Below are 14,286 nucleotides of genomic sequence, written 5' to 3' on the forward strand. Positions count from 1 at the left end.
CGTCGCCCGCGCCCTCCTCGAACGGCGCGATTACTTCGCCCGCCAGGTTGGCGCTCCCCTCGTGGTGCGCCGGGCGGCCGTGCGCGATCCCGCCAAGCCGCGCCCCGTAGAGCTCCCGCCCGGCACCATCACCACCAGCGTCGATGCCGTCCTCGAAGACCCGGCGATCGACATCATCGTCGAGGTCATCGGCGGCGAAGAACCGGCCGGCACCTACATCCGCCGCGCCATCCATGCCGGCAAGCACGTGGTCACTGCCAACAAGGAGCTCATCGCCAAGTCCGGCCCCGAGCTCCTCGCCGAAGCCCACGCCCGCGGGCTCGACATCATGTTCGAAGCCAGCGTCGGCGGCGGCATCCCCCTCATCGCACCACTCCGGCGCGACCTCCTCGCCAACCGCATCTCCTCCATCCGCGCCATCATCAACGGCACCACCAACTACATCCTCACCAGCATGGCCACCTCCGCGGCCGTCGCCGAGGCGCTCCGTCGCCAGGGCATCGAACCCCCGGCGGGCGGCTACGAGGCCGCCCTCGCCGAAGCCCAACAACTCGGCTACGCCGAACCCGACCCCACCAACGACGTCGAGGGCTACGACGCCGCCTACAAGCTCGCCATCATGGCCACCCTCGGCTTCCGCACCACCGTACGCCCCTCCCAGGTCCACACCGAGGGCATTACCCGCCTCGCCCGCGCCGATTTCGAAGCCGCCCACGAGCTCGGCTATGCCATCAAGCTCCTCGCCATCGCCGAACGCACCGACGGCGGCATCATCGCCCGCGTGGCCCCCGCCTTCATCCCCCTCAGCGAACCCCTCGCCCGCGTCGATGGCGTCTACAACGCCGTGCAAATCCACGGCGACCTCACCGGCACCGTCCTCTTCCAGGGCCGCGGCGCCGGCTCCGAACCCACCTCCTCCGCCGTCGTCGCCGATATCCTCGACCTCGCCCACGCCATCGTCCTCGGCACCCGCGAGCGCAAATACTGGGGCCCCGAAGGCGATATCCCCGTCCTCGGCCTCGAACACCTCGAAACCCGCTACTATCTCCGCGTGAACGTCGCCGATAAGCCCGGCGTCCTCGCCCAGATCGCCCAGGCCCTTGGGAATCACCAGGTCTCCATCGCCGCCGTCAACCAAAAGGAGACCGACCCCGATTCCGGCACCGCCGACCTCGTCATCATGACCCACCGCGCCCGCGAAGGCGCCATGCAGGCCGCCCTGCGCGACATCCAGGCCCTCCCGGTCGTCGTCCAGCTCTCCTCCTTCCTCCGCGTGGAGGGCTGACATGCCCGGCGAACCCCAGGCCCAGGCCATCGGCGAAATCCTCACCTTCCTCGAACAGCAGCTCCGCGCTGCCCGCGAAGAACAGCAGCACCAGCTCGCCTACGTCGAACAGCTCCGCCGCCAGGTCCAGGACATCGCCGAGCAGCTCGATGCCGCCCAGCGCACCATCCGCGAGTTCGAGCCCCGCTTCAGCCCCTTCCGCGGCCTCCCCGAAAAGCTCACCGCCATCGACCAGTCCATGGAGGACCTCCGCCAGGCCGTCACCGCCACCCGCTCCGACGCCGAAAACAACTTCCGCATCCTCCGCGCCGAATCCGAATACGACCGCCACGAGCGCGCCGACGTCCTTCGCCGCCTCGAATCCATCACATCCCAGCTCGGCCTCGCCCTCGCCGATGTCGCGCAGGTGCAGCAGCAGGCCGCCCAGGCAAGCCACCAGCTGCAGGTGCTGGCCGAACGCCAGCGCGAGGTCGAGCACCGCGTCGAGCAGTTCGGCCTCCGCCTCGAACGCACCATCGAAGTCAACCGCGACCTCGAAGAGCGCATCAAGCAGGTCGTCTTCGAAGGCCTCGATGACCGCTTCGATGTCGTCTTCGAACGCCTCCAGGTCGTCGGCGAAATGGTTCGCCGCAACGAAGAGCTCATCTCCAGCGTCGCCCGTGAACGCGACTACCGCCAGGAGCTCATCGAAGAGATCGCCCTCTGGCGGCAGGAACAGCAGCGCATCGAGTCCCGCCTCAACCACCTCGAAGAGCTCACCGACGGCTTCAGCGGCGCCATCGAGCGCCTCCACGGCGAACTCACCCTCCTCGAAGGCCGCCACTCCGGCCTCGGCGAACGCGTCGCCAACATGCGGCGCGATATCGCCGAAGTGGTCGACCACGTCCGCGAGGAGTTCCAGAAATTCAACACCATGCTCGAAAAGCAGCGCCGGAAGCAGATCCAGGTCCTCGAACAGGAACTGCGCGAGATGAAATTCCATGCCTTCCGGCCGCCGGAGGAACCGTGACCCCTGCCGCCGCCCGGCCCCGCGGCGTCCTCTACCGCTGGGCCCACATCCTGCCCATCACCGAAGCCACCCCCCGCATCACCCTGGGCGAAGGCGAAACGCCGCTGGTCCGCTCCGCCGCCCTCGCCGCCGAGTGCGGGCTCGATGAGCTCTGGTTCAAGCTCGAATCCTGCAACCCCACCGGCTCATTCAAAGACCGCGGCATGGTCGTCGCCGTCGCCCGCGCCCTCGAAGCCGGTGCCCGCGCCATCCTCTGCGCATCCACCGGCAACACCAGCGCCAGCGCCGCCGCCTACGCCGCCCGCACCGGTCTCGAATGCCTCGTCCTCGTGCCCGGCGGCAAGGTGGCGGCCGGCAAGATGGCCCAGGCCGCCGCCTACGGGGCCCGCATCATCGAAATCGACGGCAACTTCGATGACGCCCTGCGCGCTGCCCGGGAGCTGACCACCCGCCACCCCATCGCGCTCGTCAATTCGGTCAACCCCGACCGTATCGAAGGCCAGAAAACCGCCGCCTTCGAAATCTGCGATGTCCTCGGCGATGCCCCCGATATCCTCGCCATCCCGGTCGGCAACGCCGGCAACATCACCGCCTACTGGAAGGGCTTCCGCGAATGCGCCGAGCGCGCTCTCGCCACCCGCCACCCGCGCATGTGCGGCTTCCAGGCCGCCGGCGCCGCACCACTCGTCTCGGGGCAGCCGGTCGCCAACCCCCAGACCATCGCCACGGCCATCCGCATCGGCAACCCGGCCAGCTGGCGCACCGCCGTCGCCGCCCGCGACGAGTCCGGCGGCCTCATCGAAGCCGTGACCGATGACGACATCCTCGAGGCCTACCGCCTGCTCGCCCGCCGTGAAGGCCTCTTCGTCGAGCCGGCCAGCGCCGCCTCCGTGGCGGGCCTGCTCAAGCTCGGCCGCAGCGGCCGGCTGCGGGGCGGCACCGCCGTCGCCATCCTCACCGGCAACGGCCTGAAGGACCCGGATACCGCCATCGCCGCCTGCACCCCCGAGATCACGCGCGCCCCGGCCACCATCGAGGGCATCGAGGCCGCCCTCGGCTGGTAACTGCCCTCACTCCACCCGCAGCCCGGCAATCGCCGGGTCTCCCGGCGGGTAGCGCAACTCCAGCGACTCCAGCTTCTCCACCAGCGCCGTCGCCACCACGAGGTCGCGGTACCACTTCCGGTCCGCCGGGACCACGTGCCACGGCGCGTGGTTCGTGTTGCACCGCTCGAGCATCTCCTCGAACGCCTCGAGGTACTCATCCCACAGCTTTCGCTCCTCGAGGTCCCCGAGCCGGAACTTCCACTGCTTCTTCGGATTGTCGATGCGCTCCTGCAGCCGCTCCCGCTGCTCCTCCTTCGAAATCGCGAGGAAGAACTTCATCACCACGGTCCCGTTTCGCTGCAGGTACTCCTCCATCCAGTTGATGTCGTCGTAGCGCTGCTTCCAGACCTCGGGCGGCACGATGCCCTTGACCCGCTCCACCAGCACCGCTTCGTAGTACGAACGGTTGAAGATGGTGATGTGGCCCCGCTCGGGCAGCTGCTTCCAGTAGCGCCAGAGGTAATCGTGCGCTGCTTCCTCCGGTGTCGGGACCTTGAACGTCGCCACCGAGCACCCGATCGGCCCCACCTGCTCGAACACGGAGTTGATCGTGCTGTCCTTGCCGGCCGTATCGATGCCCTGCAGCACCACCAGCAGCGCGTAGCGCCGGTCGGCATAGAGCACGTTCTGCAGCTCGTTCAGCCGCACCCGGAGTTCAACCAGCCGACCCTCGGCTTTCTCCCGCGTGAAGCCGTTCGTCGCTGCGGTGTCGAACGCGCGCAGGTTCACCCGCTCGTGCGGCGAAAACACGATCGGGGTGCCCCCGTGGTGATCCACCCCGCTCACCCGACAGCTCGCCCCGGCGGTGTGCGAGAACCCCGGTCTGCCATGCTCATCATGTGGCTCCTTGCCAGCGGCCGCTGCCGTACGGTCTACTGGGTCCGCATATTCTAGCCCCTCAGGATTCGCCCCATGCCCAGCCGCCGCGCCGAGATCGCCCTCACCCCCGAAGAGCAGGAGGAGTTCCTCAAACAGGGCTGGACCCTGCAGGTCGCCTCCATCGGGCCGAAAGGGTTCCCGCACCTCGTCGCCATGTGGTACGTCGTCATCGATGGCCGCATCCACTTCACCACCTTCGCCCGCAGCCAGAAGGTGCTCAACCTCCGCCGCAATCCGAAGATCACCGTGATGCTCGAATCCGGGAAGTACTACCAGGAGCTCAAGGGCCTCGTCATCGAAGGGAACGCCGCCATCATCGAGGACACGCCCTTCACCGCCCGGGTCATGGGCCTCGTCGGCGAAAAATACAACGGCATCCCCGCGCCAATGGAAACCCCCGAAGCCGCCCTCAAGCTTGCCAGCAAGCGCGTCACGGTCCGGGTCGACCCCGTTGACGTCTATAGCTGGGACCACGCCAAGCTCGGCGGCCGCTACTAGCAGCCTCCCGGCGCCCTACTTTGGCGGCCGCTTCGCTGCCCGGCGGATCGCAAAGCCCGCGGCCTCCACCCGGCGCGTCATCCCCAGCTTGCTGAGAATGTCGCTCACATGGTGCTTCACCGTCTTCTCCGAGAGGTACAGCTGCTCGCCAATCTCCCGGTTGGTGAGCCCTTCGGCGATGAGGTCGAGGATCTTCAGCTCCCGCTCCGTCAGCTGCGCCGCCAGCCGGTCCTCCTCGCTCACCAGGTTGCCCCGCCGGATCTGCTCGATTACCGCCGCCGAGCTCGCCGGGTCGAGCGTCTTGCCGCCCCGGCCCACCACCCGCATCGCCTCGATCAGGTCCGCCGTCTGGACCTCCTTCAGCAGGAAGCCGCTCGCCCCCGCCACGATGGCCTGCATCACCGCCTCCTCGTCGCTGTAGGAGGTGAGCATCAGGACATTGGCCCCCGGCACCGCCGAGCGGATCTCCCGGCAGGCCTCGATGCCGTTCATCTTCGGCATCCGGACGTCCATCACCACGAGGTCGGGCTTCGTCCGCTTCGCCTCCCGCACGGCCTCCTGGCCGTCTCGCGCCTCGCCCACCACCGTGAACTCCGGGTAGCTCCGCAGCGCGGCCTTCAGCCCGGAACGGACCAGGTCGTGGTCGTCGGCCAGCAGGACGTGGATGGTTCCCTCGTTGTCGCTCACAGCGCCTCCTCGTCGTCGTCATCGTGGCGGCGCGGGATGGCGACCCGCACCGTGGTGCCCATGCCGGGGATCGGGATAACGGTCAGCTCGCCGCCGAGCCGCTCCGCCCGGGTGCGCATCGTCACCGTGCCCAGCCCGCGACGGGTCGTTGCTTCATCGAAGCCCACCCCGTTGTCCTGGATGGTCAGCACCGTCGCCTCGCCCGTCTGCCGCAGGTCCACCGCAATTTTCGTCGGCGCCCCGTGCCGCACCGCGTTCGAAAGCGCCTCCCGGGCGATGTACAGCAGGTCCTCCGATTCGCGTGCGGTCAGCTCCTGCAGCGCCGCCGCCGAAATGTTCACCACCGTCGCAATCGACGACGGCACCAGCTGGCGGATGACGAACGCGAGGTCGCGCGTCAACTCCGGCTGCGCAATCGGACTGGCTGCCTCCAGCATGGTGATGTAGCTGCGGATATCCGCGATGATCTCGTTGATCCGCGAGACGGCATTCGTTAGCGCTTCGCGCGCCTCGGCGGGGTAGTCGTCCCGGTTGGCCATCGCATCGCACTCGAGACCGAGGGCGTAGAGCGCCTGGATCGTCCCGTCATGCAGGTCGTGCGCGATCCGCTCCCGCTCCTCGAGGAGGAAGATGCGGCCCCGCCGCTCCCGCGCCATGGCGTACGAAACGCTGACCGCCGCCTGCAGCGCCAGCACCGCAGCCGCCACCTCGTCCTCCGGCGAGAACGGAGGCCTGTCTGCCCCCCGCGTCATGTAGAACGAGCCGATGGTCCGGCCCCCTGCCCGGATCGGCACGCCGAGGAACCGCGTCATGTCGGGGTGGCCCGGCGGCCAGCCGGTGAAGTGCGGGCTCGAACGGAGGTCATCCAGCCGCAGCGGCCGGTCCATGTTGCGCAGCTCGCCGAGCAGCCCCCGCCCGCGGGGCGGGTCGCCCAGTCGCCGCGCCTGCGCATCGCTGATGCCGGAGTAAATGAAACGGGTCAACACCCCGTCTTCGTCGAACGTCGAAATCGCGGCGTACTCGGCCCCGGTCAGCTCGCGCGCCCGCTGCGCCAGCCGGCTCAGGATCTCAGCGAGGTCCTCGCTGGTGGCGAGTAGCTCGCTCGTTACCGCCATCTCGGTCAACCGCTCGAAAATCCCGGCGGCCTGCGCCGGCTCTCCCGTGCTGCTCCCCATTACGCGCATCGTACCCCAATCTTGACACTCAGCGCCCTTCGGGACCCTCGGCCCGTACCGGCGGACCATTCGACCGTGCACGCCCCGGGCAGCCCCTGCCGAAACTTGCCCCGTGCAGGGCAGTGCCATCCACGTCATCTCCCACGACCCCGCCCTCCGCCGCGCCGTGGTCGCCCGCCTCGAACGCGCCGCCCAGCTCGGCGAACACCCGGAGGGCGGCGTCGACTTCGATGGCCTGGGGGCGGGCGACATCGTGATCACGACGCCCGGGGATTGCCCGCCCGAAACCGCCCACCTGGCCGCCCGCGCCGGCGCCGCCGTCATCATCCTGGCCCCCATCCCCCGCCCGGAAGAGGCCGACCGCTACCGGCGCGCCGGCGTCGCCGCCTACCTCCCCATGCTCATCGACGGCACCGATCTCGTCGAAGCCGTCCGCTCAGCGCTCGACCGCGGGCTGCCCTCCCGCAATCACTGCCGCGCCAGGTAGCCGGGCTGCGGCGCTCCTGCTGCGAGCTCGCGGACGGTCGCCAGCCAGCTCCCGTCCCCGTACCGCTCCCGCTGGTAGAGCCACCACTCCGCACCCCACAGGTAGATGCGCAGCGCCCCGGTCCGGCGGGCGTACTCCACGTTCCTCCGCAGCGTCGCCGGCGAAAGGTTGGGCGACGGCCGCTCCGGGGAGATGAGGCGCGCGTCCCCGTCCGTCCACGGCTCGGCCTGCAGCTCCGTTACCCAGAATTCCTTGCCCTGCGCCCGCGCGACCCGCGCCTGGTGGGCGTAATTTGGCATCAGCCACCCCAGCTGCATGATGTCGATCACCACCGGCCGCCCCAGCAGCGACCCGTTCCGCCGCGGGTACATGCTCTGCGCCAGCACATCCGCATCCGCAAGGGCATCCTTCCAGCGCCGGTCGAACACGTAGTGCTGCGCATGGTTGATCACCACGGGCCGCCCGAGCGGGTCGGCCGCCCGGATCGTCCGCGCGACCTCCGCCACATACTCCTGGCTGAGCGAATAGCGGTGCGCCCGGTGCGAGGCGATATACCCCTCGTTTTCAGCCGTCCACGAGTCGATCTCCGGCCGCCCGGCGAGGTGCGCCGCCACCGTCCCCACCATCCGCAGCGCGCGCGCCCGCAGCGCCGGCACCTCCGAGAGCACCAGCCCCTCCCGCAGCTCGACCCCCTCCAGCGCCCATCCCGGGATGTAAAACTCCGGGTGCCGCTGCGCCTTCATCCCAATTGAGACGTTCGCCCCCCCGCCCATCGCACGCACCGCGTCCAGCTCCGCCTCGATCACGGTGAAATCGAACCGCCCCTCCTCGGGCTCCACCTCGTCCCAGCGGACAGAGAGCCGCACCAGCCGAATGCCGGTCTCCTCCATCAGCTGCCGGAGCACGCCCGCGCACCACTCCGCCCGCCCCGGGCGTCCGTCATCCGCGAAGCCGTCGGGCCCGGCGCCGGGCTCTTCCAGCAGCAGGTACTCCGCCTGGTCGCAACTGAAATTCAGACCCAGCAGCGAATCGGCGAGCGGTTCGCGGGTCGTCCATTGGAGCCGCAGCGTGAGCCACAACTGGCCCACGAGCAGCAGCGCTGCGAGGACCGCGCCGGCCGCGGTCAGCCCCACCTGCCAGCGCCGGCGATGCCCCATCGCCCTCCATTCTCGCGGCCGCGCCGGCTTAGCTCACCATCCTCCGGACGATCTCATACATCAGCTCGCAGCCCATGTTCAGGTTCTCCACGGTCAGGAACTCATCGTTCCCGTGGAACCCGCGCCGCTCCTCCGGGCTCAGCAGGCACGGGATGAAGCCGTAGGCCGGGATGCCCCGCGCCCGCAGGAAGCGGTTATCGGTCCCGCCGATCGTCATCCCCGGGACCACCACCGCGTCCTCCATCGCCTCCTTCACCACCGCGTTGATCGTGCGGTAGAGCTCCGTATCCCACGCCACCGGGGCCGGCTCGCCCCAGTCCGGGGAAGAGAGCGACACCTCCACGCGGTCGTCCCCGATCCGCTCGCGCACCTGCCGGATCCAGTCCTGCTTCGATTGCCCCGGCAGCAGTCGGCAGTCGATCACCGCCTCGCTCCGGGCCGGGATGACATTCCCCTTGATGCCCGCATTGAGCATCGTCAGGTTCAGGGTGTTCTGGAACATCGCCAGCATCTCCGGCGAATTGCGGATCCGCTGCTCCACCGCCGCCCTGTCCGCCAGCGGCGGCATCAGCCCGGCCTCTGCCAGCCGGGCAAGGTAGGCCCGCGTCTCCTCGGTGTACACGAGCGGCCTTTCCCACTCGACCAGCCGGTTCAGCGCCCGCACCAGGTGCACCGCCGAATTGTCCGCGTGCGGCACGCTCCCGTGACCCGGCCGGCCGATCGCGGTCAGCTTGAGCCAGCAGATATCCTTCTCGTTGGTCGCCACGCTGAACAGGCGCACCTCCTGCCGCCCGAACCGCGTCGACCCCCCGCCGCCCTCGCTCAGCTCGAACTCGACATCCACCACATCCGGGCGGTGTTCGCACAACCACGCCATCCCGTAGTCGCTCCCTGCCTCCTCATCCGGGACCGCGCAAAACACCACGTCCCGCCGCAGCGGCACGCCCTCGCGCTTAAGCAGCAGCATCGCCATCAGCTGCATCACCCCGCAGCCCTTCATATCCACCGCGCCCCGCCCGTACACCCGCCCATCCTGCACCAGCCCGGCGAAGGCTGGCACCGTCCAGAACTCCTCCTCCACCGGCACCACATCGGTGTGGTTGCAGAGCATCAGCGCCCGCTTCGAGCCGTCCCCGCACAGGCGCGCCACCAGCACCTCCCGGTTGGGCGCCGTCTCGATGTACTCGGTTGGGATGCCCTCAGCCTCCAGGATCGACCCCAGGAAGCGCGCCCCCGGCTTCTCGTTGCCCGGCGGGTTCGAAGTGTCGATTTGCAGATACCGCACGAAGATCTCGAGCGCTTCCCGGTGCACGGCCGGCCAGTCGATCGCCATCAGAGCTCACCTCGCCCAGCGCGTTGGAGCGCGATTCTCCCCGCTTGGCCCGGCCCGGCGCAACTGAGTTGCATGAAGCAACGAACTCTGACAAACTCCGCACACCGCCGCCGAGGAGCGCCCCATGTTCGACCCCGCCAGCGACAGGGCCAACCCCGCCTTCTGGAACCGCGCCTCGCATGAGCGCCTGCCGGGTCACCTCGGGGTCGAGGTCACGGCCATCGGCGCAGGCGCCGTCGAAGGCCGCCTGGCCATCGCGCCGCACCACCTGGCGCCGAACGGCTACCTCCACGCCGCCACGGTCATCGGCCTCGCCGATACCCTCTGCGGCTACGGCTGCTCCGCCAACCTGCCCGAAGGCGCGGCCGGCTTCACCACCATCGAGCTCAAGGCGAACTTCCTCGGCACCGCCACCGAAGGTGCCATCACGGCCCGCGCCACAATGCTGCACGGCGGCCGCACCACCCAGGTCTGGGACGCCGACGTCCTCCACGCCGAGACCGGCCGGCGGATCGCCGCCTTCCGCTGCACCCAGGCCATCCTCTGGCCCCGCCCCTGACGGGCCCCGGCTCGCCTTCGAACCCAAAACCTGCTAAACTGCGAAGGTGAGCGAACGAATTCCCGGGCACCCCGCGCCCCGCCCGTCCCCCCGAGGCTGACCCCCGCCCATGGCCACCCAGGCAACCTCCTCCACCTATACCGCCGAGAACATCCAGGTCCTCGAAGGCCTCGACGCCGTCCGCAAGCGGCCCGGCATGTACATCGGCACCACCGATAAGGCCGGCCTCCACCACCTCATCAAGGAGCTCGTCGATAACGCCGTCGACGAGGCCATGGCCGGCTACTGCGACCGCATCGAGGTCACCCTCCACGCCGACGGCTGGTGCACCGTCCGCGATAACGGGCGCGGCATCCCCGTCGATATCCAGAAGCAAACCGGCAAATCCGCCGTCGAAACCGTCATGACCGTCCTCCACGCCGGCGGCAAGTTCGGCGGCGGCGGCTACAAGGTCTCCGGCGGCCTCCACGGCGTCGGCGCCTCCGTCGTCAACGCCCTCAGCGAGGCCATGTGGGTCGAAGTCGTCCCCGACCCCGACGCGCAGGGGCCCGATAAGGCCGGCAAGGTCTACCGCCAGGAGTACCGCCGCGGCCGACCGCAGACCCCGCTCCTCGAGCGCCCGCTCGATGACCCCGCCCGCGGCCACGGCACGACCGTCTCCTTCAAGCCCGATGCCGAAATCTTCGAAAGCGTCGACTTCGATTTCCGCATCGAAGCCGAGCGCCTCCGCATGTACGCCTTCCTCACCAAGGGCGTCTGGTTCCGCCTCCTCGATGAACGCTCCGACAGCGAGGTCAACTACTACTTCGAAGGCGGCATCAAGAGCTTCGTCCGCTACGTCAACCGCGACCGCGAAGTGCTCAACCCCGACCCCGTCTACGTCGAACGCGAGGTCGATGGCAACCTCATCGAGTGCGCAATCCAGTACAACGACGGCTTCAACGAGACCGTCTACACCTTCGCTAACTCGATCAACACCATCGACGGCGGCTCCCACCTCACCGGCTTCCGCCAGGCCCTGACCCGCGTCCTCAACGATTACGCCCGCAAACAGAAAATCCTCAAGGACGGCGACCAGAACCTCACGGGCGATGACGTGCGCGAAGGCCTCGTCGCCGTCATCTCTGTCAAGCTGCCCGAGCCCCAGTTCGAAGGCCAGACCAAGACCCGCCTCGGCAACCTCGAGGTCGCCGGGCAGGTGCAGACCGTCGTCGCCGATGCCCTCTCCGTCTACCTCGACGAGCACCCGAGCGAAGCCCGCCGCATCGTCGAAAAGTGCCTCGTCGCCTCCCGCGCCCGCGAGGCCGCCCGCAAAGCGCGCGACCTCGTCCAGCGCAAGAGCGCACTCGAAAGCGGCGCGCTCCCCGGCAAACTCGCCGATTGCTCTTCCCGCGACCCCGAGGAGTCCGAGCTGTTCATCGTCGAGGGCGACTCCGCAGGCGGCTCCGCCAAGCAGGGCCGCGACCGCCGCTTCCAGGCCATCCTGCCCCTCTTCGGCAAAATCCTGAACGTCGAAAAGGCCCGCCCCGACAAGATGCTCGGCCACGAGGCCATCCGCCTCATCATCTCCGCCCTCGGCACCGGCATCCGCGAGACCTTCGACGTCTCGAAGCTCCGCTACCACAAGATCATCATCATGACCGACGCCGATGTGGACGGCGCCCACATCCGCACCCTCCTCCTCACCTTCTTCTTCCGCAACATGCCCGAGCTCATCGAAAAGGGCCACCTCTACATCGCCCAGCCCCCGCTCTACCGCGCCCAGCACGGCAAAGAGATTCGCTACTTCTACTCCGACCAGCAGCTCGAGGAGTACCGCAAGCAGAACCGCCGGGCCAACCTCAACGTCCAGCGCTTCAAGGGCCTCGGCGAAATGAACGCCGAACAGCTCTGGGAAACCACCATGAACCCGGCCAACCGCACCCTCCTCCAGGTCAGCATCCACGATGCCGCCACCGCCGACACGCTCTTCTACGAGCTCATGGGCGATGAGGTCGCCCACCGCCGCAAGTTCATCCAGGCCAACGCCACCCAGGTCAAAAACCTCGATATCTGACGCCGGCGGCCAAACCGGCGTTCACCCCCGCGGCGGCTCCCAGCTCACCACGCCGATGAATCGCCGGAACGCCGGCATGCGAATGCCCTCTGGCGTCCCCCACCACGCCTCAATCAGCTCCCGCATGCGCGCGTCCTTCGCGCTCCCCGGCGCCAGCCAGAGCATCCGCCGGGCCAGCTCGAATGCCTCGTCCCGCTCCATCAGCTCAAACGCCTCGGGCCGCCCCACGGTCCGCACCTCGTAGCGGCGGTTGCGCGCCCCCAGCAGCGCGACAAACTCCTTCAGGGCCGGGAGCGTCTGCAGCGGCTCGCCGTGCACCGCCTCGAACAGCGGCGCCAGGTTCGCGCCACGCCCGTACTGGCCGAACATCGCCACGCAGAGCCGCCGCGTCCAGCGCTCCATCGCATCGAGGAACGGCCCGATCGCCGCGATGTCGTAGCAGACATGCGCTGCCAGCGAAACGTCCACCTCCTCGCTCCAGCCCGGCGCGGGCCAGCGCGAATCCGCCACCCGGATATCCACGCTGGACTCCGCGGCCGCTGCGGTCAGCACCCCGCGCATCGCCTCGCTCGGCTCCAGCGCGATGACCCGGCAGCCCTTCTGAGCCAGCGGCACCGCAAACCTTCCCCCGCCCGCGCCGATATCCAGCACCGTCTCCCCGGGCTCCACCAGCGCATCAAGCACCGGCCACTCAAGCGCTGCCATCGCCCCGGGGCGGAAGCGCGGCGCCACCGAGCCGTAGTGGTCAGCCGGCGGCTCGGGCTCCCTCACGCGGGCCACCTGCTCGGCATCGGCCGCCACCAGCCCGGCCCACGCCTCCAGCGCTTCCCCTTCGCTCGGTCTCAGGACATTCGCAGCCACCGGGTGCACCTCCGCGGGGGATGGCCCGCAGCCTACCCGGTCCCCGGGCGAAGCGCAGCCTCAGTCGCCGTCGTCGAACCGCTGCACCAGCCGGCCCGTGCAATCGTAGAGCAGCGCATCGTCGTCCAGGCTGTTGTTCCAGATCGCGGCGTCGCTCCACCACAGGCGCGTCGCCGTATTGGTGAACCGCGGCGTGTCGGACACGATCTCCACCCGGCCGCTGAGCACGAACCCCTGCGGGAAGTCGAACCGCTGGTTGCCCCGCTCGCTGATCACGTACCAGCCGGACATATTCCCGCTCCCTTCGATGACCAGCACTTCGGTGGACTTATTCAGCGAGACAATCCGCGCCGTGGCCGCGCCGCAGCTGCCGCCCGGGGTCGGGGTCGCCGACGGGGTCGGGCTCGGCGTGCGCGTGGGCGTCGGCGAAGCCACGCCAACCGGCGTCGGCGTCGCCGGCCGGTCGATTCCGCCGCAGGCCGCCCAGAGCCCCCGGTTCGCCGCCCGGGCCTCGGCCTCAGCCGCCGCGATCCGGTCCCGGTACTTCAGGTCGGGCGGGAATTCGGCCAGCACCGCGTAGCCGTCGCGCACAATCCGCTCGTTGAAGAGCTCGCCGTCGAGCCAGGCGTAGCGCAGGAAGCGCCCGTACCTGTCCGTGTTCGAAACGTTCCGCTCGAGCCCCACGGTCCGGCCCAGCAGGAACTGCTTCGTGTAGTCGCTCGCCTCGCGGCTGAAGCAGCGCGCCCCGCCGAAGATCTCGGGCGTATCGATCAGGATGAGCCGCACCCGGCCGGCGTCCGCGCACCCCCCGACATCGATCGTGTCCCCATCGACCACCGCCGTCACGGTGCAGTACACCAGCCCCGTCGGCCCGGCCGAATCGGCCGCCAGCATCGGCGCGTAGGCCCGGTACTGTCCGCTCGTGCCTGACTGCTCCTGCAGCAAACTCCCGCTGCCCGGCGGCAACCCGCCCCCGGCATAGACGGAACACCCGGCCGCCAGCAGAAGCATCCCCGCCAGCAGTCCCGCAAACACCCGCCGAAGTCCCACGTTGCTCATCATGCCCGCATCCTGCCAAACCAACGCGTCCACCCCTGTCGTTTTTACCCCGGCACACCCCTCCATCTCCACCTCCCCGCTCCCCGTTCCCGGTCGGGGATGGGGCACTGCGGGCCTCCCACCTCCCGGCTCCCG

General features: G+C 69.1%; 14 protein-coding genes. 7 read left to right on the top strand and 7 right to left on the bottom strand.

The genetic code is table 11. From position 1 onward, the window contains the following. From VAE46_RS01185 to thrC, 3 genes are all read left to right on the top strand, one after another. On the top strand, positions 1 to 1,285 hold a 1,285-nt coding region (locus tag VAE46_RS01185; RefSeq protein ID WP_322795075.1), incomplete at its 5' end, for a homoserine dehydrogenase. 1 nt (position 1,286) lies between these two features. Beyond that, the gene (locus VAE46_RS01190; RefSeq protein ID WP_322795076.1) at positions 1,287 to 2,294 is read left to right on the top strand and encodes a hypothetical protein; all 1,008 of its coding nucleotides are present in this window, start codon (positions 1,287 to 1,289) and stop codon (positions 2,292 to 2,294) included. Further along, complete coding sequence (thrC, locus tag VAE46_RS01195) at positions 2,291 to 3,358, top strand: threonine synthase (RefSeq protein ID WP_322795077.1); 1,068 nt, start codon at positions 2,291 to 2,293, stop codon at positions 3,356 to 3,358. The genes VAE46_RS01190 and thrC overlap by 4 nt, the downstream gene beginning before the upstream one ends. A gap of 6 nt (positions 3,359 to 3,364) precedes the next feature. Here thrC and VAE46_RS01200 read toward each other — a convergent pair whose 3' ends face one another. Further along, entirely contained in the window at positions 3,365 to 4,186 is an 822-nt protein-coding gene (locus VAE46_RS01200) for a PPK2 family polyphosphate kinase (protein ID WP_322795078.1), read from the bottom strand. A gap of 126 nt (positions 4,187 to 4,312) precedes the next feature. Between VAE46_RS01200 and VAE46_RS01205 the strand changes: the two genes are divergently transcribed. Next, positions 4,313 to 4,777, top strand: a complete 465-nt coding sequence (locus VAE46_RS01205) for a pyridoxamine 5'-phosphate oxidase family protein (protein WP_322795079.1) — start codon at positions 4,313 to 4,315, stop codon at positions 4,775 to 4,777. Between the two features lie 15 nt (positions 4,778 to 4,792). On the opposite strand, the gene VAE46_RS01210 is transcribed toward VAE46_RS01205, so the two are convergent. Then, positions 4,793 to 5,464, bottom strand: coding sequence for a response regulator transcription factor (locus VAE46_RS01210; protein WP_322795080.1), 672 nt, complete (start codon positions 5,462 to 5,464; stop codon positions 4,793 to 4,795). Beyond that, positions 5,461 to 6,639 (bottom strand): GAF domain-containing sensor histidine kinase, encoded by a 1,179-nt coding sequence (locus VAE46_RS01215; RefSeq protein ID WP_322795081.1) that lies wholly within the window; start codon positions 6,637 to 6,639, stop codon positions 5,461 to 5,463. Before VAE46_RS01215 ends, VAE46_RS01210 begins: the two co-directional genes overlap by 4 nt. Before the next feature lie 112 nt (positions 6,640 to 6,751). On the opposite strand from VAE46_RS01215, the gene VAE46_RS01220 reads away from it, so the two are divergent. Beyond that, positions 6,752 to 7,126: a hypothetical protein gene (locus VAE46_RS01220; RefSeq protein WP_322795082.1), complete on the top strand. Its 375-nt coding sequence runs from the start codon at positions 6,752 to 6,754 to the stop codon at positions 7,124 to 7,126. On the opposite strand, the gene VAE46_RS01225 is transcribed toward VAE46_RS01220, so the two are convergent. Next, positions 7,108 to 8,283 carry a beta-galactosidase gene (locus VAE46_RS01225; protein WP_322795083.1) on the bottom strand — a complete coding sequence of 392 codons (1,176 nt, stop codon included), beginning with the start codon at positions 8,281 to 8,283 and terminating at the stop codon, positions 7,108 to 7,110. The genes VAE46_RS01220 and VAE46_RS01225 overlap by 19 nt on opposite strands. A gap of 28 nt (positions 8,284 to 8,311) precedes the next feature. Beyond that, entirely contained in the window at positions 8,312 to 9,616 is a 1,305-nt protein-coding gene (locus tag VAE46_RS01230; protein WP_322795084.1) for a M20/M25/M40 family metallo-hydrolase, read from the bottom strand. Positions 9,617 to 9,740: 124 nt separating this feature from the next. Between VAE46_RS01230 and VAE46_RS01235 the strand changes: the two genes are divergently transcribed. Further along, positions 9,741 to 10,175 carry a PaaI family thioesterase gene (locus tag VAE46_RS01235; RefSeq protein WP_322795085.1) on the top strand — a complete coding sequence of 145 codons (435 nt, stop codon included), beginning with the start codon at positions 9,741 to 9,743 and terminating at the stop codon, positions 10,173 to 10,175. Between the two features lie 109 nt (positions 10,176 to 10,284). Then, positions 10,285 to 12,231 carry a DNA topoisomerase (ATP-hydrolyzing) subunit B gene (gyrB, locus tag VAE46_RS01240; protein ID WP_322795086.1) on the top strand — a complete coding sequence of 649 codons (1,947 nt, stop codon included), beginning with the start codon at positions 10,285 to 10,287 and terminating at the stop codon, positions 12,229 to 12,231. Between the two features lie 21 nt (positions 12,232 to 12,252). Here gyrB and VAE46_RS01245 read toward each other — a convergent pair whose 3' ends face one another. After that, on the bottom strand, positions 12,253 to 13,092 hold the full coding sequence (locus VAE46_RS01245; RefSeq protein ID WP_322795087.1) for a class I SAM-dependent methyltransferase: 840 nt from the start codon (positions 13,090 to 13,092) through the stop codon (positions 12,253 to 12,255). 60 nt (positions 13,093 to 13,152) lie between these two features. Further along, positions 13,153 to 14,154, bottom strand: coding sequence for a thermonuclease family protein (locus tag VAE46_RS01250; RefSeq protein WP_322795088.1), 1,002 nt, complete (start codon positions 14,152 to 14,154; stop codon positions 13,153 to 13,155). Between the last annotated feature and the right edge of the window lie 132 nt (positions 14,155 to 14,286).

This window comes from Tepidiforma sp., assembly GCF_034433535.1.
Classification (GTDB): domain Bacteria; phylum Chloroflexota; class Dehalococcoidia; order Tepidiformales; family Tepidiformaceae; genus Tepidiforma.